A 21611-nucleotide genomic window follows, 5' to 3' on the forward strand; every position below is an offset into this window, starting at 1 on the left:
AAAAATGAATAAAGAACAATTACAAGTATTATTAATGGAATCGTTGGTGTCGTTGAAAGCGAAGGGCGTGTTGGAGAATATACCTGAAAATATTCGACTTGACCATTCAAAGGATAAAATCCAAGGGGACTTTGCCTCGAATATTGCGATGATGTTGTCTAAGCAGGCAGGGTGCGCACCGAGAGAATTGGCTTCGATGATTATTGCCAACTTCCCAGATTCTGCTGAGGTGGAAAAGATTGAAATTGCAGGCCCAGGTTTTATTAATTTCTTTATGTCTCAAGGCTCAAATGCCTTAGTGCTGGAGAATATCATTAAACAAGGTAAAAATTATGGTTTATCAGATGTGGGTGCGGGGCAACGAGTTTTGTTAGAATTTGTCTCTGCTAATCCAACAGGTCCACTTCATGTAGGTCATGGGCGAGGTGCAGCGTATGGGGCAACGGTTGCTAATCTTTTGCGCGGCGTAGGGTTTGAAGTTGACAATGAATATTATGTGAATGATGCGGGTCGGCAGATGGATATTTTGGCAACATCGGTTTATTTGCGCTATGTTGAAACGCAACAATTCCCTGATAACGGCTACAAAGGGGATTATATTTTTGATATTGCCAAAACAATTAAGGGCATTGAAAAATTTGATATTTTTAATGGTGCTTGTAAAGACGAAAAAGATGGCGGCGATAAAGAAAAACATATTGATGATTTAATTGCTAATTGCAAGTCTCAATTGGGACACGATTACAAAAAAATCTTTGATTTAGCGATTGATAGTATTTTGGGCGATATTAAAATTGATTTGGCTGAGTTTGGTGTTCAGTACCAACAATGGTTTTCTGAACAGTCTTTAGTGAATAGCGGACTGAGTAAAAAAACGGTGAAAAAATTACAAGACTCAGGGCATATTGTTGAGAAAGAAGGGGCGCTTTGGTTTAAAACCACAGATTTTGGCGATGACTTAGACCGTGTCGTAGTGCGTGATAATGGTATGCATACTTATTTTGCTTCTGATATTGCTTATCATCTTGAGAAGTTTGGGCGAGGCTATGACAAAATCATCAATATTTGGGGTGCCGACCACCATGGTTATATCGCTAGAGTAAAGGCATCAATTCAGGCACTTGGCTACAATCCTGACAAGTTAGAAATTTTACTAGTACAGTTTGTTAATCTGATTAGAAAGGGTGAAAAAGTTTCTATGTCCACTCGCAGTGGCTCGTTTATCACTTTGGAAGAATTGCGTGATGAAGTCGGTAATGATGCGGCGCGTTTTTTCTATATTTTGCGTAAAGCCGACCAGCATATGGATTTTGACTTGGATTTGGCAAAGTCTAAAACCAATGAAAATCCTGTGTTTTATATTCAATATGCCCATGCACGCATTTGTTCAGTGCTTGCTAAAGCAGATGGCAATCAAGTGCCAGATTTAGCGTTACTTGATAATGAATATGAGCAAGCACTTATCAAACAACTTAGTCGTTACGCAGACACGCTTAAGAATGCAGCACTAAATTATGAGCCACATGTTTTGGCTTATTATTTGCGTGATTTGGCGGGTGATTTCCACAGTTATTACAACAATAGCGAGTTCTTGATTGATAATAAAACTTTGCAAGCCTCTCGTCTACAACTTGTTATTGCCGTACAGCAAATACTTCAAAATGGGTTGGGCTTATTGGGTGTCTCCGCCCCTGAAAAAATGTAAAATCAAACAATGGAAAATTTATCGCACATTAAAATCAAAGGCTTTAAATCTATTAAAGCGCTGGATTTAGAAATGAAACCGATTAATGTTTTGATTGGTGCGAATGGTGCGGGGAAGAGTAATTTTATTTCAGTTTTTAAGTTGTTGGATCTTATTTATAAGCAAAAATTACAGACCTATGTTTTGACTAATGGCAAGGCGGAAAGGTTCCTACATTTTGGCAGTAAAAATACCGATAAGATAACCATTGATTTAAAATTAAAAAATAACGGTTATTGTGTTGAGTTAATTAAGGATAAGGATAATGACAGTCTGTTGATTCAACATGATGAAGGGTATTTTTATGGTGATAAAGTTGAAAGGCCTTATCGTTCAATAACTTCAAACGCTTTAGAAAGCGATATTAAAAATAACAAAGAGCCAATTGTTGATTATTCCAGAACATATTTAAGGCAATGCAAGTTGTATCATTTTCATGATACCTCTGATACTGCAAAATTTAAATCATTTCAAGAGATTAATGCCAATAGTTTTTTGTGGAGTGATGCGGGTAATCTTGCACCGTTTTTATTGAAATTGAAAAAAGACTTTCAGGGTGATTATCAAAAAATTGTCCAAGCGGTGCAAACAGTTGCTCCTTATTTCCATGATTTTGATTTAAAAAAAGATGAAAACGAGGTTATTTTAAGATGGCATCATAAAAATGATTTAGAAGGATCTGGGTTCTCGGCACAAACTTTGTCTGATGGTACAGCGCGTTTTATTTGCATGGCAACGCTATTTTTACAACCCAAAGACCTGCGCCCTGCAACCATTGTGCTGGATGAACCAGAAATCGGCTTGCATCCAACAGCACTTGCTGTCTTGTCAGAAATTATTCAGGCAGTAGCAAACGATGGTTCGCAAGTGATTATTTCCACCCAATCGGTTGAACTTGCTAATTATTTTGAGCCCGATGACTTTATTGTGGTGAATTATGACAACGGCAAATCAGAATTTAAAAGACTGGATAAAGAAGTTTTGGGAGATTGGATTGACACTTATCAAGTGGGGGAGGCTTGGAGTGAGGGTTTGCTGGGTGGTGAGCCGAAATGGTAAGACTGTTAATTTCAGTAGAAGGGCATTCGGAATATAAATTTACAAATGAGGTGATTGTTCCGCATTTGGCAGAGCATCATGGTGTTTTTGCGGAAACACAAAACATGAGGGGCAGTATTAGTATTGATAAGATCCGTCAAAAGTTAAATAGCTTAATACACAATCACGATTTTACAACAACCCTATATGATTTTTATGGCTTTAAGAGGGCAAGTGGTGATGAAACCAAACAAACTTTAGAGGAAAAAATCAAACAAAGCATTAAAAAAGATCAACGAAATAAAATTATTCCCTACATTCAAATGTATGAATTTGAAGCGTTATTGTTTAGCGATAATGAAAAAATGGCAGCGGGGTTAGGTACACAGAAAGATTGGATTGACGCTGTTTTAAGTGAGTTTTACGATATAGAAAAAATTAACAATTCTAAAGAAACCGCGCCATCTAAGCGCATTGGAAAGCATGCACAGTACATAAAAACTCAGCATGCGCCCTTAATTTTAAAACAAATAGGGTTGGCAAATATTAGAAGCAAATGCCAAGGTTTTGACACTTGGCTAACACAATTAGAAAATCTATCTAAACAAATTTGACTTTTTGACAAAAACTGTCAAAATATTAGTTTTATTATACTTTTTATTGATTATGTTGCTTGAATTTAGTGTTACTAATTTTCGTTCAATTAAGGAAAAACAAACACTCAGTTTGTTAAAAACTAAAAAGAACGAATTAGAAAATAATTTTACTACCATTACTTTATCTACAGGAAAAACCCTTGATGTGCTTAATAGTGCTGTTATTTATGGCGCTAATGCGAGCGGAAAGTCTAATTTGATAAAGACTTTAGGGGCTATGTTAAGAATTATTGAAAACTCTTTTAGTTATCAAGCAAACAAGGGTGTGAAATACATTGAGCCTTTTTTGCTTGCTAAAGAAAGTGTAAATCAACCTACAGAGTTTGAATTAGATTTGATTGATGAGGGGGTGCGCTATGTCTATGGTTTTTCAGCAACGCAAGATAAAATTATTGACGAATGGTTGTATCAATATCCGAAAGGTAGTCCACAAAACCTAATTGATAGACAATCAACAAGCCAATGGGGGGCAATGAGCGCACTTAAAGGCAAGAAAAAGATTTGGCAAGAAAGCACCAAAGATAACTCATTGTTTTTGTCAACAGCCGTGCAGTTAAATAGTGAATCATTAGCAACTATTTTTTCTGCTATTGATAAGTTAAAAGGTTTATCTGATGATTCACCAGGTTTTTACTTTACTTGTCATCAAGCGAATGAAAACAAGGAAAGTAAAGAAGAAATTTTAGAATTTATGAAAACAGCTGATATAGGTATTGAGGATTTTGTTGTATCTAAGGAAACAGCAGAGGAAGCAAAAATTTCTGATGAAGTGAAGAGGTTTTCAGTAAAACAAGGTGAGGGTTTATCAAAAATTAAGCGTTTTAAAGTAGAATCTCAACATACATCTGATGATGGCAGTGTGGTGTCTTTTGATTTTAGAAAACAAGAATCAGAGGGAACACAAAGATTATTTAAACTTTCAGGTCCATGGTTGGAAGTATTAAAAAAAGGCTATTGCTTGGTAATGGATGAGTTGCATAACAGTTTACATCCAAAGTTGATGGCACATTTAGTGAGTATGTTTCATAATCCAGAGATTAACAAACACGGTGCGCAACTTATTTTTGTTACTCATGAGACATCACTACTTAATCAAGATACATTTAGAAAAGATCAGGTGTGGTTTTGTGAAAAAGAAAACAATGCTACTGAGTTGTTTTCACTTGCTGATTTCAAAGTTAGAAAAGGTGTGGATAATTTAGAAAGCGCCTATCTTTCTGGTCGTTATGGCGCAGTCCCGTATTTAAAATAACGATATGGCAAAACGCAAAACAAAATCTGGTTATAACTGTAGGAAGAATGCGACAAGGGAATCTTATGATAGAGTTTTGATTGTTTGTGAGGGTAAAGAAACTGAAATCAATTATTTTAACAAATTGATTGAAGATTTAAAATTGAGTACCGTTAATATTGAGATATTAGATATTAAGCAGACAACACCAGACAGTTTGTTAAGAAAAGCAAAAGAACTTTATGAGGGTTCTATAGGAAAAGGAAACCCTTTTGATAGAGTTTATTGTGTTTTTGATAAAGATGGACATACAAAATATCAAGAGACTAAAAACACAATTGAGCAAATAAAAAAGCCAAAAGGCGTGTATTACTATGCTTTTTCAGAGCCTTGTTTTGAGTTTTGGCTATTACTTTATTTTACAAAAACTGATAGACCGTTTACTAATTTTGACGAACTTAGAAAAGACAAATATTTTAAAGAATATTTTCCAAATTACAAAAAATCAGAAATTACCTTTAATGATTTAAAAGCTAAAATACCAACCGCGTGCCAAAATGCGAAAAATAACCCGCATACTAATGTCAATGAATTAGTAAACTATTTACAAAACATCAAGTAACGGTGAATGACCAAGCACAAAGAGATCAAGCCCTGGATATTAGCCAGTCTTTTATCGTTCAAGCCCCAGCGGGCTCAGGCAAAACAGAGTTATTAACGCAACGCTATTTAAAGTTGTTGTCAGCTTGTGATGAGCCTGAGAATATCATGGCAATGACATTCACCAATAAGGCGGTTGACGAGATGACTCAGCGTGTTTTATCTGCATTACAGTCTAGTTTTGACACCAAGCCAAAAGCGCCACACAAGCAAATAACTTACGAATTAGCATTGCAAGTGATGCAACGCTCGGATGAGAAAGAATGGGGGTTATTACAAAATCCAAAGCGATTAAAAATATCTACCATTGATGGGTTGTACAATCTGATTAACAATCGTTATCCTTTGCCATTACAACTCGTGCCACGCCAAATTATGGCTGAAAACTGGGCGCGTGATAATGCTTATCGATATGCGACTGAGCAAGTATTACTGATGATTGATGATAAGCAGCAAGGCAGAGCAATTGCCGATTTGTTATTGCATTTGGATAACAATGTTGTCAGCTTTCAAAAGTTAGTCATGCAAATGTTGTCTAAGCGTGACCAATGGCTAACGCGTTTGTATAGAGACGGTGCGTTAAACCAAGAAGTATTGCAAAATAACGCCAAAGAAATTGTTGCGGCGCATCTTGAATATTTACAAGCGTTAGCAGAGCCACATTTTGACGCGAATTTCTTTGCGTTAATGTTAGCTAGTAATAACTTAGAATACAATAAGGTTAAGTTGTTGCCGTGTACTGGTTATGAGAATTTGGAAGCGTGGCACACAATTGCTGAATTTTGTCTAACCAAAAAGGGCACTTGGCGCAAGGCTTTGGAGGAAAAATTACCATCAGCATTGTTTAACCAAGAATTACAAGCAGCCTTGCAACAGTTGAGCTCTTTGCCGGATGTAGAATTCTCTCAAGCGCAGTCCAATATTTTACTAGCAATTGCCAAGGTGCTAAAGTTGAGTGTGGCGCATTTGAATGTGTATTTTGAGCAGGAACAAGCGCATGATTTTATTGAAGTAGCACTGAATGCCGCTCAGGCGTTAGATGAAGAAAAAGGCGTAAGCGATATTGCTTTGTTTTTGGATTACAAAATTCAGCATTTATTGATTGATGAGTTTCAAGACACCTCAGCATCGCAATTTAATACCATTGAAAAATTGATTAACCAATGGCAAGAGGGTGATGGCAAAACGCTATTTTTAGTGGGCGACCCGATGCAATCAATCTATCGATTTAGAGAGTCACAAGTGGGTTTATTTTTGCAGGTAAGGGAAGAAGGTATTGCTAATATTCAACCAAGATCGTTAATATTGAGCACTAATTTTCGTTCTTCAAAAAGTGTTGTTGAGGGCAACAACAGACTCTTTAGTAAAATATTTCCAGAAAATAATGATGTGCACCAAGGCGCAATTTCGTATTCTAGGTCGCAATCAAATTCAAATGAAGAGGATAAAAATGCCATTGTTTTTCATCCTTTTGCACATGGTCAATCTTTGCTAGAGGCAAAATCAGTTAGTGAGATTGTTCAAACTTCTTTGCAGAATAATAAGAGCGGCACGATAGCCATCTTAGTGCGTGCTCGCTCACATTTAGAAAATATTGCACAACAACTTAAAGGCGACAATATCGATTTTGAGTCAGTTGAGATTACCAAATTGCAAAACCATTTATTAACGCGTGATTTATTTTCACTCACTAAAGCGCTATTACATTTAGGCGATAAGTTGGCATGGCTAAGTGTCTTACGCGCACCTTGGTGTGGACTTGTTTTAAACGATTTGTTGGTATTGTCTGAAAATGATGATTGTATTATTTATCAGCAACTGAGTGATGAGAGCATCTTGGCACAACTCAGCGAAGATGGACAAAAACGAGCCAAACATTTGCATCACTGTTTGCAAGATGTTATTAACAATCAGGGGCGATTTAATTTTGTTGAATTGTTGAGTTATGCGCTTAATCAGTTAGGATTGATCAATGATGTATTATCAAATACCAAACTAGAAATTAAAAATGAGTTTTTAAAAATTATTCACAACTGTGAAACGCAACAAATGCTCAATATAAAAACCATTGAGAGTGCGATGAAAAACTTATATGCGCCAAGTGACAAGGCATTAGTTAAGTTAATGACTATCCACCAATCAAAGGGACTGGAATTTGATAGTGTCATTATTCCTAGTCTAGGTAAGGGCTCTCAAAGTAATGATAATGCGATAATGCAACTGCGTGAGTTTTCTAATAAATCTTTGCTATTAGCCCCTATCAAGCCAGCTGTTGATATGAATGAAAGTGCGACCTACATCTATCTAAAGTTTATTGAGTCACAACAAGATAAGTTTGAAACCATGCGCTTGTTGTATGTGGCAATGACCCGTGCTAAGTCAAACTTGCATTTGTTAGGTGCAGTCAATAAATCTGGCAATAGTATTAAAGGCGCTTTTTTGCATTTATTAATGCCATTTTATAAAAACCTTTTTGGAGGTATTGACAAGACACCTGATATGCTTGAAGGTGTCCAAGCGCCTTTATTAGAACGATTTTCTCAAATGAAAACACCAATCAATAAAACACCAGAACAAGGCGAATTTATTGAATACCAACAAAACTTTGAACGCTTATTTAAGAGTGCTTTAGGTACTTTGGTGCATCAATATTATGAGCAGGAATTATTCACACCGAGTATTGAAAATATTCGTAATCGTCTGATTGAGATTGGCGCATCACCTAAAGATATTGAGCGTTGGCAGATGTTTATTATCAAACTGTTGGATAACACTAAAAATGATGAAAAATTTGATTGGCTTTTTAAGCAAAGGGCATTATCACTAAATGAAGCCGAGTTTTTTTTGGACGGGCGTACAATCGTTATAGATAGATTGTTTATAGATGATGATGTTTTATGGGTAATTGATTATAAAATCGCCGAACCTGCGCAGAATGAACCGTTAGCAAGTTTTATTAAACGCCAACAAAAACAACACGCAAAGCAATTGCTATTTTACAAACAAGCAATGTCTGAGATTTATGCCTGTCCAGTGCGTTGTGCTTTGTATTGCCCTAGTGTTAGTCAGTTGATTGAAATAGCCTAATCCCACAAAGCAGCAATCATGGCCACTGCATTGCAGCCTGCGTTGAAAGCTTGTTGTTGATTATCAAAGTCAATACCACCAATGCCAACAATGGGAATATTTAACTGTTGTTTTGCTTGGGTGATAATGTTTAGCATACATTGCGGGGCATCAGGTTTGGTGGCTGATGGGAATAATGCACCAAACGCCACATAGTTTGCACCTTGATTTTGTGCGCTTTGTGCTAAGTTAATATCGTTGTAGCATGACACACCAATAACAGCGTTTACCCCTAATTGTTCGCGTGCTTGCTGGATTGAGTCATCGTTTTTACCTAAATGCACGCCATCGGCAGAGATTTTTTTCGCTAGGTTAATATCATCATTGATGATAAATAAAGTATGATGTTTTAAGCAGAGTTGTTGTAGTTGTACGCTTTCGTTAAGTTGTGTTTGTACATCAGCTGTTTTGTGTCGGTATTGCAATAGTTTAATATTATGTTGCACGATAATTTTTTCAACAGTTTCAATGTTCAAGGCATGGTTTGGTGTTATGGCGTAGACACCACTTATTTTATTGTTATGATTAATTTTCACTTAAGACGAAATTTATTAGTTGTGGTTTTTATTATAGTGCCTATTGGTATTGTCTGGCTTTTTATAACGCTGGTTTCATCTATGTTCACATCTGATGATAATATAAACACAGATAAAATCACTAACTATATTGAAAAAATTGATAATTTTGCCTTGCAAGAATTTAATAGCAAACAACAACTTGTGCATTTTGTTGAAGCCAAAAACTATTTTAATTTTAAACAAGCCCCTGCCTTACTAATAGAGCCAACAGTTACCACCTATAATGAAAAAGGTGAAGAATCCTACACCATGACTTCCAAGCGCGCTAATTATCTAGGCAATGGTGACATCAAGTTTAAGGGCAAAGTTGATATTAAATCCAATACAGGGATTGTTTATAAAATGCATGCTAAAGAACTGTCGGTAAACACCAAAACCAGTGACTTGATTAGTCAAAGAGAAATCACTTATTTTGATGAACATAGCAAAGTTCTTGCAGAAGGTATGACTATGATAGAGACAAAAGATAAAATGCAGTTGTGGGGAAAAATCAGTATCAGTCAGGACGGCGGGCAAGAGATATTTACTCGTGATTTAACGATTGACCAGTCAAACGCTCAAAAGCATTATTACTCTAAAAGAGATACTACCTATGTAGCAGATGGTAATAAAATTCATGCACAGGGCGTTGATATGGATATGAATAAGAATCTTGTGAAGTTGCTTAACACGGTAAAAATCTTGCAAAAATCGGGGTCAATAATTAACACTAAAAATTTAGTCATTAACCAATCAAATAATAAAGAAATTTATAGCACCAAAGAAAAGGTACATTATCAATCTAGGACAGTAGATATTCATTCAACAGGGATGCATTTTAATGCCAAAGCTAAAAAAGTTAAGTTAACAGGTGGCGTAATAGGACATTATGAATAAGCTCATTTTCCTATTTTTGTCATTGCTGTCTTTTGCATTGCATGCATTAATTGGTGACTATAAAGCGCCTGTTGATGTGAAAGCACAAACTGTGCTCATTGATGAACCCCGTGGGTTTAGTACTTATACAGGCAATGCTAAAGTAACAAAAGGTTCTTTAGCGCTAAGCGCTGAAGAAATACAAATTTTTAGTGTTAAACAAGTAATCAGTAAGATAATTGCTAGAGGCAATAAGCAAAAATTGGCGCATTACAAACAGAACCAACCTAATCAAGCGCGTTCTGTTGAGGCGAATGCCCAGACTATTACCTATTTTATCGACAAGCAACTTGTGCGCCTTGAGGGTAATGCACATTTCGTTCAAGGCTTTGATTCTTTTAGTGGCGGCACTTTGAGTTACGACATTAAGAAAGATAAAATAGTTGCCAAGAAATCTAAGAACGGCACTCAGCGCGTTAAATTTAAAATTAAGTTGTAATGCTTTTCATATACCTCTTAGGAGGTATGAAGTAATATTACTATAAACGAAAGCGTTAAAAATCGCTATTGGTATAATTCTCTTTTTAAATTCAATATAGGATTAGACATGTCAAAATTAGTCCCACCACATGGTAGCGATACAATCAACGAATTAGCACTATCAGGCGATGCTTTAACAGCAGAGTTAGCAAGAGCGCAGTCACTACCAAAAATTACTTGCTCTTCTAGAGAGGAAGGTGATATTGTTATGTTGGGTATTGGCGGTTTCAATCCATTAGATGGTTTTATGGGTAAAGCCGATTGGAAAGGTGTTTGTGACAATATGACAATGACAAATGGTTTATTTTGGCCAATCCCTGTGACTTTGTCTACTAACGATGAAAATGTAAAAGCTGGTGATGAGGTCGCTATTGTAAGTGGTAAGTCTGGCGATATTCTTGCAACAATGCAGGTAACTGAGAAGTATTCAATTGACAAGGCGCATGAGTGTGAAACAGTTTTTAAAACAACTGAAGATGCACACCCAGGTGTTGTAATGGTTATGGCACAGGGTGAATACAACCTTGCAGGACCGATTAAAGTATTGTCAGACGGTGGCTTCCCAGCAAAATTTGGTGACTTATATATGACACCCGCTGAGACGCGTGCTTATTTTGATAACAAGGGTTGGAAAACAATCGCAGCCTTTCAAACGCGCAACCCAATGCACCGTTCACACGAATACTTAGCGAAAATTGCTGTAGAGATTTGTGATGGCGTCATGATTCATTCAGTGTTAGGCGGACTTAAGGCAGGCGATATTCCAGCCGATGTGCGTTCAGAAGCAATTTCAGTATTAATTGATAACTATTTTGTTGATAACACGATATTACAATCTGGCTATCCATTAGATATGCGTTATGCAGGTCCGCGTGAAGCGTTATTACATGCATTATTTAGACAAAACTATGGCTGTTCACATCTAATTGTGGGTCGTGACCACGCAGGTGTTGATGACTACTATGGTCCATTTGATGCGCATAATATCTTTGACGAGATTCCAAGTGATGCATTGGTGACACAACCACTTAAAATTGACTGGACTTTTTGGTGTCATGAATGTGGCGGTATGTCTTCAATGAAGACTTGCCCACATGAAGCGAAGGATCGTGTTTTATTGTCGGGCACTAAAGTTCGTAAGATGCTTTCAGATGGTGAAGATTTACCAGAAGAGTTTTCGCGTCCTGAAGTGGCTAAGGTTCTGCAAGCTTACTATGCTAGCATTAAGGATGAAGATAAGGTAGAAATTAAATTGAGTGGACACTCAGCGAAGTAAGAAATAAATTTATTTTTTAAAATAAGTAAATATTAGTATATAATTGTTTGCTTGTTGAGTTTTAAACTTGATGATTTTTTAATGTGATTACACAACTGATTATACAAACCTAAAGGAGGAATGAAACTATGATCACCAACACACCAATCGCCGCGCTAAATGCGGCCGGTATGCCGTACGAAACAATGCAAACTTATGTCATGATAATGGTTGCACTTGTCATCGTTATGACAATAATGGATATGTTGCACAAAAAGAGCGCAAAGTTCTTCTTTGAAAGTGCAAATAAAGCAAAAGCAGATGCAGTAAATAAGTTGAGTGCTGGCGATAAAATCGGCATTGCAACTTCAACAATCGTAACAGATGTTGTTTCAGCTGGTGAATTTAAAAATCCAGTACGCCGTCTTGTTCACTTGTTGACTATGTATGGTTTTATTTTATTCAATGCAGCAACAGCTGTCATGATCTTTGGCGCAAATGGCGCTGATGCAACATTGACACAAGTATGGCATATTGGTGCGATTATGCTAGCTGTTGGTAGCGTTTGGTTTTGGTTTGTATTTAAAGTTGATGTTGCCGCCGAAGGTAACTCACCCTTTAACATTGACCTTAAAAGAGACGCATTTAGTTTGTCATTAATGGCAACTTCTATTACTGCGTTAATTTGGTCTTACAATGGTAATTCAGTGGGTTGGGAGTTTTTACTCGTTATCCTTTCTACTGTTTCGTTATTTGGTGGTGTTTACTGGTCTAAGTTTTCACACATGTTCTTCAAGCCATTTGCTGCTTATGATAAGCGTATTAGAAAGGCAGACGGTTCTGCTGAGAACTTACCAACGTTGAGCAGAGATGAGCCTGAACAACAAAAAAGACATTCTATGGAGTTGTTAGTAGACGCTCCAATGGATATGGGTCTTGGCATTAAGCGCGAAAAGCCAAACCATTACTAATTTTATAAACTAACTTAAAAGAAAGGAGAAATAATATGCCAACTTTTGTATATATGACTCGTTGTGATGGTTGTGGACATTGTGTAGATATCTGCCCATCTGACATTATGCATATCGATAAGAAATATCGTCGTGCACTAAACATTGAACCTAATATGTGTTGGGAGTGCTACTCATGTGTTAAAGCATGTCCACACCAAGCGATTGATGTTCGTGGCTATGCAGATTTTGCACCGCTAGGACACAGTGTTCGTGTAATCCGTGATGAAGAAAAAGGCACGATTGCATGGAAGATTAAATTTAGAGATGGTCGTGAGAAGAACTTCTTATCACCAATCACGACTAAGCCATGGGGTTCAGCAATTCCTGACTTCAGAAACGAAGCAGAGCCTAGCGATGAAATGCGACGCTCAGAGTTATTATCATTTGAGCCGGAGTCAATTCGTTTGGATGATGGTGGCTTACACACGTTAGAGTCTAACGGTTTGAAACTTAAAGAAGGAGTGTACTACTAATGAGCTACAAGACAATTATTGAAGACAACATTGATATTTTAGTTGTTGGTGCAGGTTTAGGTGGTACAGGTGCCGCTTATGAAGCAAGATACTGGGGTCGTGACAAGAAGGTTATAATTGCTGAGAAAGCAAACATTGACCGTTCTGGTGCGGTTGCTCAAGGTCTATATGCGATTAACTGTTATATGGGTACTCGTTGGGGTGAAAACAATCCTGAAGACCATGTGCGCTATGCGCGTATGGACTTGATGGGTATGGTTCGTGAAGACTTAGCTTTTGATATGGCGCGTCATGTTGACTCTGCAGTACATAAGTTTGAAGAGTGGGGTTTACCACTAATGAAAAATCCTGAAACAGGCTCATATATGCGTGAAGGTCGCTGGCAGATTATGATTCATGGTGAATCTTATAAGCCTATCGTTGCAGAAGCTGCAAAAGTGAATGCTGACAAGACATTTAACCGTATCATGGTAACACACTTATTAATGGACGATGTTCAAGAAAATCGTGTTGCAGGCGCTGTTGGTTTTAATGTGCGTACAGGTAACTACCATGTATTCAAATCTAAAACAGTAATCGTTGGTGCTGGTGGTGCGTCTAACATCTTTAAACCGCGTTCAGTGGGTGAAGGTGCAGGTCGTGTATGGTATGCGCCATGGTCTTCAGGTTCTGCTTATGCATTGCTCATTGAGGCTGGTGCTAAGATGACACAAATGGAAAACCGTATCGTTCTTGCTCGATTCAAAGACGGTTATGGCCCCGTTGGTGCATATTTCTTACACCTTAAGACTTATACGCAAAATGCCTATGGCGATGAGTATGAGTCAAAGTGGTTCCCAGAATTAGCAGAAAGAGTAGGCAAGGCGTATCTTGATACTGAAAATCAACATTTCTCTCATAAGCCAATTCCAACTTGTTTGCGTAACCATGCCTTTATTTCAGAAGTAGCTGCTGGTCGTGGTCCGATTCATATGGTAACTGTAGAAGCTTTCCAAGACCCTCATTTAGAAGAAGTAGGATGGGAAAACTTCCTAGGTATGACTGTTGGTCAAGCGGTATTATGGGCTGCAACAGACATTGACCCTAAATACATCAACCCTGAATTAACAACATCTGAGCCGTATGTAATGGGTTCACATGCTACAGGCTGTGGTGCATGGTGTTCAGGTCCTGAGGATATTTCAGGTAATATTCCTGAGTATTTCTGGGGCTATAACCGCATGATGACTGTGAATGGTTTATTTGGTGCAGGTGATGCAGTTGGTGGTACGCCACACGCATTCTCTTCAGGTTCATTTACTGAAGGTCGTTTGTCTGCGAAAGCTGCTTGTAAATATATTGATGATGGTAAGGCAGAAGGTATTGGCATTTCACAGAAGCAAATTGATGACCGTAAAGCTGAAATTTATAAACCATTAGAGACTTACACAGTGGGTCGTAACGAAATCGTTGGTGGCACTGTGTCTCCAAGTTATATATTACCAATGCCTGGCTTACAGCGTCTACAGAAGTTGATGGACGAGTATGCTGGTGGCGTAACAGTACAGTATATGACCAATGACAAGCTTTTAAATATGGGCCTTCATAAGTTGAAGATTTTAGAAGAAGATTTAGAAAAAGTGGGTGCAGAAGACATTCACCAGTTGTTGCGTGCTTGGGAGCTTAAGCACCGTCACCGTACTTCTGAGTGTGTGGTTCAGCATACTTTGTTCCGTGAGGAAACTCGCTGGCCTGGTTACTACTATCGTGGTGATAAGATGAAACTTGACGATAAAAATTGGCATGTTTTGACGACTTCACAGCGTAATCGCACTACCGGTGAATACAAGATGGAGAAACAACCCTTGTATCACTTAGTGGGTGATAGCGAGAAGTAGAAATCTTGCTTAACAAAGACTTTTAGAAACCTTTGTATAAATAGGGATGATTGGCAAAACCCAATTTTTGCCCAATTGGCGATTTCTTTAAACCTTGTCCTAGCCAGAACTAAGGCTGGGTTTAAAAAATCGTCAAGTGGGTGAAAAGTGGGTTTCTGATGATTACTCCTATTTATGCAAAGGTCTCTTTTAATAAGTTTTTGTTGGAAACGATAAAAAACCAACATTTTTATGTTGGTTTTTTATTTTGTTTAAAAGAGACCTTTATATGCATTGAGTGGATGCTCAGTGTATATAGCGGTCTCAAAAAAAATAATTTAGCTAAAAATAAAAAAAATGAATATTATTGAAAAAACAGATAAAGAGATATTGGCAGTTGCTAATCCATTTTGGAATGATTTGGTTAAATACTCTAACAATAAAAATTATAGTGCGTTCACTCGAAATTTTTCTGAAGCAATGCTTCGTGGCGCCAATGAAATTGAAATGGGTAAACAATTTGCTCGCAGTAAGCTAACCAAAGGCTTGGAAAAAGATCCTGAGTATTTAGGTATGATTCGTCGTGGTGAGCATGTCACTGTGCTTTACAAGCAAACCAATAAGAATATGACGGGCAATGAATATCTCGGTCGTTTAGTGTTGGGCTATAACGAAGACAATGAGATTAAAATCTTTGGTGCTACTATTTTTTAGCAATGAGTAAAATGGTCATTGAAGATGGTAAATTTGTTGAATTGACTTATAAAGTCATTGATAAAAAAACCAAAGAAGTTTTATCTGAAGTGGAGTTTCCACTTGGTTACATACAAGGGATTAGCGAAGTCTTGTCATCTGAGGTAACAGCAGAATTAGTAGGTCAAGAGCAAGGCGATGTGATTGAGTTACCCATTCATTGTGATGAAATTTATGGTCCTAGAGACGAGTCATTGGTTTTCACTGATCACATTGATAATGTGCCAGAGGAATACAGAAAAATTGGTATGAGCGTTACCATGGAAAATGAAGCCGGCGAGCCTAAAGATTTTATCGTTACTCGTGTTGATGCAAATTCAGTTACCGTTGATGGTAACAATCCAATGTGTGGCAGAGAAGTGGTTTTTATTTTACAAGTTGTTACGGTGCGCGAACCAACCGATGAAGAAGCCAGTGCTGGTGGCCCAATTGAAGATACGCCAGTGTTTGATATGCCAAATACTCGTAAAATTCACTAATTTTAAGGCATTTAATTATTATGGCAATAGACTTTACTCAATCTGAAATTGACATCATTAAAAAACACATTGATGGGCGCTGGCAAAAGAAAGACCATGGCGTGCATATGGGGGATATTGAAGTGGGGGGCGAAGAGAAACCAGCGGCAGTTTGGGAAGACGGTTACTACACTTTTGTTGTGCTCAAAATAGCAAAGGATAAGTATAAAAATATGTTTTATTTTATGCGTGACAAGCGTTTTGACACAGGCACTGACGAATATAGTGATTTGGATGAGTGCGTTGATTCTCTTATGAAAGCGCAGGCTGATTTTTCACTTTCAAAAAACACCAAAGGCTTAAAAGTAGAAATCAATAAAGAATAATTGACTATATTTTTAATGTAAAAAAATAGCCTTGATAAGGTGTAGCAATATCCTGAAAATCAAAAAAAACAACCGGCGACAATTAGTAGGTTGTTTTTAAAAAAATACAAGGTATAATCGCTTTTTATTAAAATTAGAGCAAAGGACAAAAAAATGAAATCATTAAACAAATCAATACTTTTGGCACTACTGGCAATCTTAAGTGTTACTGGAAGCTATGCTTCTAAAGGCTTAGAAACAATGTTTTTAGAGCATAAGGTCGTTACAAATAGTCAAGGGTTGAAGATTGGAGATAACGCACCAGCATTTGTTGTAGTGTCAAATGATCTTAAAGAAGTTACGGTTGGTGGCACCAAAGACAAGGTTCAAATTATTGCATTTGTTCCTTCTATTGATACCGATACTTGCGCATTAGAAACAGTTTATTTTAATAAGCGCGTTGCCAAAATGAACAATGTTGAAATAAATATTATTTCTAAGGACACTCCTTTTGCATTCTCTAGGTTTTGTAAGGCAAATGATATAAAAAATATCAACACACTTTCAGACTACAAAGGAGCAAGCAATGCAAGAAAATATGGTTCTGTTATTGTTTCACCTAAATTCTTAGAAGGATTTTTTGCTAGAACTGTATATATAGTGAATACAAAGGGGAAAATTGCCTACAAGCAAGTTATTGGTCATATAGAAAAAGAGCCTAATTACAAGGACATTCTTGCAGCACTTAAAGACATTAAGTAGACCCACTGTTGTAAGCATTGGTAAATATGGTATCTTCGCTCTTGAGCGAGGTGTTTGTGTTGGTTCTTTTTAGGGGTAAAGGTTGCACTTAGAATTTGAATGGGCGTACTAGGCCTCTAAAAAGAATAAACCCCCTATAGAATAATAAAGGGTAGCGTCCCCTCGCCTCGTATCATAACAATCGTGTCAATCATCAACACCAAAACCGTTTTTGATTACACTATCCAATGGCGATTGGATAAGGAGATAGTGACACAGTGCGTCCCAATAAGTTTTTAAACTTGTGAATAAGGTTTTGTGCCTATCACCTTATTCTAATTCAATTCCTTTAATTCCTGGTATCTTCCATGTTTAAAAAGTCCTTTTCTTAATTTTTCACTTTCATCTTTGAAAATATACTCTCCTTTTCCGTGAGGAAATAACGCCTTATCAACTTCACCATTATATATATCTCCATTTACAAAGGTTATCGTTCCAAATTTAGCGTCATTATTTATAAATTCCCCTTCAAATGCAATAATCCCTCCAGAAGAAAAATACAAAAGACCTTTTCCATGAAAATTGTCTTTTTTAAACTTTCCACGATAAAAATCTGAGTTCTTATAAGTTAATTTTCCATCTCCGTCAAAAAGATCATTTTTAAAACCTCCCTCATATTTATCACCATTAATAAATTTAAGAAACCCTAAGCCATTGGCCATACCATTCTCAAATTGTCCTTTGTATTCTACACCATTGGCAAATCTCATTTTTCCAACGCCACACATTAAACCGTTTTTAAACCCCCCCAACATATGCCGCACCATTAGTCCAATTTAAAAAACCCTGAGTATCGTTAAATTTATTATTTTTAATCTTTCCATAATAAACCGATCCATCAGGAAGTCCAACATTAATATTTAAATCAGATGCCATCAAAAATGAAGAGAATAATAGGGAAGACAGGAATAATATTGGCGCTGTATTTTTCATTGGTATTTATCACCTTCATAAAAATAACACTCAGCAGGACGAACTGGAAATAAATCCCGATAATCTATTAAATTTTCCATAGTATTATGCAACTGCCTCGTATCAATATTTAAAATGTCTCTTCTAAAATTTCTAAATTTATTCCACCTCATTTGGTTTTCCCTAAACAAATATTTCTCATGTGCTTGTTGTTGTTTGTTTCTGCCTAAAAAATCCACATTTCCAGTTACTCTAGAGTTAAAAAATCTTCTTCCATACCTACTTATACAAACTCACAAACGCCGCACTCCTTGCCCCATTCGCAAACTTACCCCACTCAGTTTTGCGGCAATACCGCCTAACACTGAACTAATCATTGTATTGGTAAACACATCACCTGAATTTGTGTCTAACCAAGCATCCCCAGCATATGAAGAGAATGCCCTCTAAAACCCTTCTTTAAAGTTACCACCAGAATAAGAATAAAGAAAAAAAGGGAACGCCTTAGACTCAAAATCCAAATGCAATACTATTTAATATTCTCAGTTAAAATTTCTCTCATTATATCTTGAGGGATTTTAAAGTCAAACCTTTTTCTAGGTCGAGCATTAAGTGGCTGCGCGATATCATCTAAATCATTCTGTATGTAATGAGATAAATCTGTGAATACTGATATATTAAACCGCTGGTGTTTTCATTAGAGCCTCGTTGCTAGGATGCATGAAGGCCTACAAAATATATATTCATCTTTAAGTTGTCTGACATAGTAGTGTGTTGCGCCATCTCAGAACCCCTATCATAAGTCATAGACAGACGTAAAAACTCAGATATTTTTCTCATTCTTTGTTCAAAACCTTGGCGTACATCAAGTGTTGATTTACTTTTCATTTTACTTGGTATTAGGTAGCCAGTTTTACGCTCAACCAAAGTTCCAACACAAGACTTATTTTGAGCACCTACAATTAAATCACCCTCCTAATGGCCAGCAATCTTCCTGCCATTGATATCCTCTGGTCAATGATGAACAGCTGGCTTTGTTCTGGTTGCATAGTATGGTAGTTGCTATTTTTTGATCCTCGTGGTCCACGCTTAGATTTACTTTGTCGTAAAGAATGAATTATTATTTTTTTAAGTCCACCTTTAGGGTGGGTATAAATATAACTATAGATTGTTTCATGACTAACCTGCATGTATTTTTGTTTTGGGTAATACCGCTTTAATGCGCCTAATATTTGTTCAAGCGACCATTGTTTGTGAATAATCCATTCCTTGATTTGATTATACAGTAGTGTATTTAACTTGATATTTTTGAGGTTTTATACAAATGCTTACGCCTGTCTTTGTATTGCCTTGCTACAGTAGTGGCACAATATCTTGATATTTCAGCGCCTAAATTGCGTTTTATCCTCTATAGACGATAGATAGTGAATGATTAAGTAAAGAGCTAATGGAGCAAATAGACGATCCTTGGTCACGCTCAATCATAATTAATGCACGCTCTTCTGGACTTAGGCAGTGGTAGTTGTTCATAAGCACATTCTCCATGAATGTGTTGCGCTTGAAAGTTGAATCTCAGGCGCCCCCTTATTTCCATACTACATTTATTAAAGCTTCTTCTAGTGTTTTATACTTGAAAATATAGCCTGCATCTAAAGCCTTTTTGGGTCTAATTTTCTTACCTGCTAATAATAGTTCTTCTCCCATCTTTCCCATTAATAGTTTTACAGCCAATGCAGGCATTGGAAAAATAGTGGGTCGCTTTAAGATCATACCAAGGGTTTTGGTGAACACTTGATTTGTTACTGGGTTAGGCGATGTTCCATTAACAGCCCCTTTTAAATTATCATGGTTTATACAGTACAAAATAATTCCAATTAAATCATTAATATGAATCCAAGACATCCATTGCTTACCATTACCGATTCTTCCCCCAAGATACATTTTAAAAAGCGGTAACATTTTGTTTAATGCTCCACCGTTTTTACCTAAAACGATCCCTGTTCGTAGTAAGCAAGTACGAATACCAAGCTTTTCTGCTTTTAAAGCAACATCTTCCCACTTTTGACATAACTCACTAGAAAAGCTATTGTCGCCATTGTCTTTTTCTTCGATAGCATTATCCGTTTTATCAATACCGTAGTAGCCAATAGCTGAACCACTAATTAACAATTTAGGTTTATTTTCTAATGTTTCAAAGTATGAAATAAGTTTTTCTGTGATGTCAATGCGACTACTAAAAATTTGATGTTTTTGCTTATCATTCCACCGTTTATTCGCAATAGGTTCGCCAGCTAAATTAATGACAACATCAAATGCATCATTATCTTTTAGATCGCTTAAGTCAGCAATTGCTTGAATGGGAGATTTGATTTTTTCAGGATGTCTACTAAGTATTACAATTTTATTATTTTCTTCTTCTAATAAACGAGAACACAGAGCAGAGCCAATAAAGCCAGTGCCACCAGTAATTAGTATGTTCATTTTTCCTCCTTAATGTTATTGAAAAATTTAACTATTAGTATAAGGCATTATTGCCTTGATACGCNCTTTTAGATCGCTTAAGTCAGCAATTGCTTGAATGGGAGATTTGATTTTTTCAGGATGTCTACTAAGTATTACAATTTTATTATTTTCTTCTTCTAATAAACGAGAACACAGAGCAGAGCCAATAAAGCCAGTGCCACCAGTAATTAGTATGTTCATTTTTCCTCCTTAATGTTATTGAAAAATTTAACTATTAGTATAAGGCATTATTGCCTTGATACGCTGTATTAAAAATAATACCAAGTACAATCGCTTAGTTTTTAATAAAAACTGTTAATAACACCTAATATTACTTAGATTCACATCATAAGTGCAACACTCAATTAGTCGGCCAAAGGGTATATTAACCACTCTTTAATCCGACAAGAAAAAGGAGTGAAACATGCAAAAATATACACAATTGACCTACGAACAAAGATACCATATTTACCTGCTAAACAAACAAGGATTCAACCAAACTTTTATTGCCAAATCAATGGGTAGAAACAAATCAACTATTTCTAGAGAATTATCTCGCAACACTGGCAAAAGAGGCTATCGCCATAAGCAAGCCAACAGGCTTGCTGACGAACGACATCAAAAGAAAAATAAAGCCATTAAACTCACAGATTGTGTTAAAAATTACATTAGTGAAAAGCTAAAAGAATATTGGAGTCCTGAACAAATCATGGGACGCTTGGAATTAGATAAAAAGATTAAAATTAGCACTGAAACCGCCTACCGCTTTGTCTTGCAAGACAAAGCGGTAGGCGG

The 21611-nt window shown here is 36.7% G+C and carries 25 protein-coding genes; 17 read left to right on the plus strand and 8 right to left on the minus strand.

All coding sequences use genetic code 11. The features are described from left to right. Positions 1-4 precede the first annotated feature (4 nt). The 6 genes from argS to BHECKSOX2_RS05485 are packed head-to-tail and all read left to right on the plus strand — an operon-like array spanning position 5 to position 8416. Positions 5-1705: an arginine--tRNA ligase gene (gene argS / locus BHECKSOX2_RS05460; protein ID WP_139682792.1), complete on the plus strand. Its 1701-nt coding sequence runs from the start codon at positions 5-7 to the stop codon at positions 1703-1705. A 9-nt stretch (positions 1706-1714) separates the two neighbouring features. Then, positions 1715-2803 carry an AAA family ATPase gene (locus BHECKSOX2_RS05465; RefSeq protein WP_139682793.1) on the plus strand — a complete coding sequence of 363 codons (1089 nt, stop codon included), beginning with the start codon at positions 1715-1717 and terminating at the stop codon, positions 2801-2803. Beyond that, positions 2797-3396 (plus strand): DUF4276 family protein, encoded by a 600-nt coding sequence (locus BHECKSOX2_RS05470; RefSeq protein WP_139682794.1) that lies wholly within the window; start codon positions 2797-2799, stop codon positions 3394-3396. The genes BHECKSOX2_RS05465 and BHECKSOX2_RS05470 overlap by 7 nt, the downstream gene beginning before the upstream one ends. Positions 3397-3448: 52 nt before the next feature. Then, a complete protein-coding gene (locus BHECKSOX2_RS05475; protein ID WP_139682795.1) occupies positions 3449-4690 on the plus strand; it encodes an AAA family ATPase in 1242 nt (413 codons plus the stop codon). Between the two features lie 4 nt (positions 4691-4694). Next, a complete protein-coding gene (locus BHECKSOX2_RS05480; protein WP_139682796.1) occupies positions 4695-5291 on the plus strand; it encodes an RloB family protein in 597 nt (198 codons plus the stop codon). A gap of 2 nt (positions 5292-5293) precedes the next feature. After that, complete coding sequence (locus BHECKSOX2_RS05485; RefSeq protein WP_139682797.1) at positions 5294-8416, plus strand: UvrD-helicase domain-containing protein; 3123 nt, start codon at positions 5294-5296, stop codon at positions 8414-8416. Here the strand turns inward: BHECKSOX2_RS05485 and thiE are convergent. Then, entirely contained in the window at positions 8413-8991 is a 579-nt protein-coding gene (thiE, locus tag BHECKSOX2_RS05490) for a thiamine phosphate synthase (protein ID WP_280953235.1), read from the minus strand. The two genes, BHECKSOX2_RS05485 and thiE, sit on opposite strands and share 4 nt — an antisense overlap. Between thiE and lptC the strand changes: the two genes are divergently transcribed. From lptC to tpx, 10 genes are all read left to right on the plus strand, one after another. Further along, positions 8977-9909 (plus strand): LPS export ABC transporter periplasmic protein LptC, encoded by a 933-nt coding sequence (lptC, locus tag BHECKSOX2_RS05495; protein WP_139682798.1) that lies wholly within the window; start codon positions 8977-8979, stop codon positions 9907-9909. The genes thiE and lptC overlap by 15 nt on opposite strands. Continuing rightward, positions 9902-10387, plus strand: coding sequence for a lipopolysaccharide transport periplasmic protein LptA (lptA, locus tag BHECKSOX2_RS05500; protein ID WP_139682799.1), 486 nt, complete (start codon positions 9902-9904; stop codon positions 10385-10387). Before lptC ends, lptA begins: the two co-directional genes overlap by 8 nt. 108 nt (positions 10388-10495) lie before the next feature. Continuing rightward, positions 10496-11704, plus strand: coding sequence for a sulfate adenylyltransferase (gene sat / locus BHECKSOX2_RS05505; RefSeq protein WP_139682800.1), 1209 nt, complete (start codon positions 10496-10498; stop codon positions 11702-11704). 185 nt (positions 11705-11889) lie between these two features. Further along, the gene (locus tag BHECKSOX2_RS05510; RefSeq protein ID WP_090715544.1) at positions 11890-12654 is read left to right on the plus strand and encodes an adenylyl-sulfate reductase; all 765 of its coding nucleotides are present in this window, start codon (positions 11890-11892) and stop codon (positions 12652-12654) included. Between the two features lie 35 nt (positions 12655-12689). Then, positions 12690-13169: an adenylyl-sulfate reductase subunit beta gene (gene aprB, locus BHECKSOX2_RS05515; RefSeq protein WP_090715528.1), complete on the plus strand. Its 480-nt coding sequence runs from the start codon at positions 12690-12692 to the stop codon at positions 13167-13169. Beyond that, entirely contained in the window at positions 13169-15046 is a 1878-nt protein-coding gene (gene aprA / locus BHECKSOX2_RS05520; RefSeq protein ID WP_090715530.1) for an adenylyl-sulfate reductase subunit alpha, read from the plus strand. Before aprB ends, aprA begins: the two co-directional genes overlap by 1 nt. 336 nt (positions 15047-15382) lie before the next feature. Next, complete coding sequence (locus BHECKSOX2_RS05525; protein ID WP_139682801.1) at positions 15383-15739, plus strand: hypothetical protein; 357 nt, start codon at positions 15383-15385, stop codon at positions 15737-15739. Between the two features lie 2 nt (positions 15740-15741). Continuing rightward, positions 15742-16257 carry an FKBP-type peptidyl-prolyl cis-trans isomerase gene (locus BHECKSOX2_RS05530; protein ID WP_139682802.1) on the plus strand — a complete coding sequence of 172 codons (516 nt, stop codon included), beginning with the start codon at positions 15742-15744 and terminating at the stop codon, positions 16255-16257. Positions 16258-16277: 20 nt separating this feature from the next. After that, positions 16278-16622 carry a hypothetical protein gene (locus BHECKSOX2_RS05535; protein WP_139682803.1) on the plus strand — a complete coding sequence of 115 codons (345 nt, stop codon included), beginning with the start codon at positions 16278-16280 and terminating at the stop codon, positions 16620-16622. Between the two features lie 153 nt (positions 16623-16775). Next, positions 16776-17363 carry a thiol peroxidase gene (gene tpx, locus BHECKSOX2_RS05540; RefSeq protein WP_139682804.1) on the plus strand — a complete coding sequence of 196 codons (588 nt, stop codon included), beginning with the start codon at positions 16776-16778 and terminating at the stop codon, positions 17361-17363. A 314-nt stretch (positions 17364-17677) separates the two neighbouring features. Here the strand turns inward: tpx and BHECKSOX2_RS05545 are convergent, their stop codons facing one another. From BHECKSOX2_RS05545 to BHECKSOX2_RS05570, 7 genes are all read right to left on the minus strand, one after another. After that, a complete protein-coding gene (locus BHECKSOX2_RS05545) occupies positions 17678-18130 on the minus strand; it encodes an MORN repeat-containing protein (protein WP_180323679.1) in 453 nt (150 codons plus the stop codon). A gap of 10 nt (positions 18131-18140) precedes the next feature. Next, a complete protein-coding gene (locus tag BHECKSOX2_RS05550; RefSeq protein ID WP_139682806.1) occupies positions 18141-18335 on the minus strand; it encodes a hypothetical protein in 195 nt (64 codons plus the stop codon). Next, positions 18332-18553 carry a hypothetical protein gene (locus BHECKSOX2_RS05555; protein WP_139682807.1) on the minus strand — a complete coding sequence of 74 codons (222 nt, stop codon included), beginning with the start codon at positions 18551-18553 and terminating at the stop codon, positions 18332-18334. The genes BHECKSOX2_RS05550 and BHECKSOX2_RS05555 overlap by 4 nt, the downstream gene beginning before the upstream one ends. A gap of 472 nt (positions 18554-19025) precedes the next feature. After that, the gene (locus BHECKSOX2_RS05560) at positions 19026-19241 is read right to left on the minus strand and encodes a hypothetical protein (protein ID WP_245391327.1); all 216 of its coding nucleotides are present in this window, start codon (positions 19239-19241) and stop codon (positions 19026-19028) included. Between the two features lie 474 nt (positions 19242-19715). Next, on the minus strand, positions 19716-19844 hold the full coding sequence (locus BHECKSOX2_RS10440; RefSeq protein WP_280953236.1) for a hypothetical protein: 129 nt from the start codon (positions 19842-19844) through the stop codon (positions 19716-19718). Between the two features lie 54 nt (positions 19845-19898). Beyond that, positions 19899-20795 (minus strand): TIGR01777 family oxidoreductase, encoded by an 897-nt coding sequence (locus BHECKSOX2_RS05565; protein ID WP_139682808.1) that lies wholly within the window; start codon positions 20793-20795, stop codon positions 19899-19901. A gap of 27 nt (positions 20796-20822) precedes the next feature. Further along, on the minus strand, positions 20823-21017 hold the full coding sequence (locus BHECKSOX2_RS05570; RefSeq protein WP_139682809.1) for an NAD-dependent epimerase/dehydratase family protein: 195 nt from the start codon (positions 21015-21017) through the stop codon (positions 20823-20825). A gap of 223 nt (positions 21018-21240) precedes the next feature. On the opposite strand from BHECKSOX2_RS05570, the gene BHECKSOX2_RS05575 reads away from it, so the two are divergent. Further along, a partial coding sequence (locus BHECKSOX2_RS05575; protein ID WP_139682826.1) for a helix-turn-helix domain-containing protein occupies positions 21241-21611 on the plus strand: 371 nt, incomplete at its 3' end.

This window comes from thiotrophic endosymbiont of Bathymodiolus puteoserpentis (Logatchev) (assembly GCF_900127505.1).
GTDB lineage: Bacteria > Pseudomonadota > Gammaproteobacteria > PS1 > Pseudothioglobaceae > Thiodubiliella.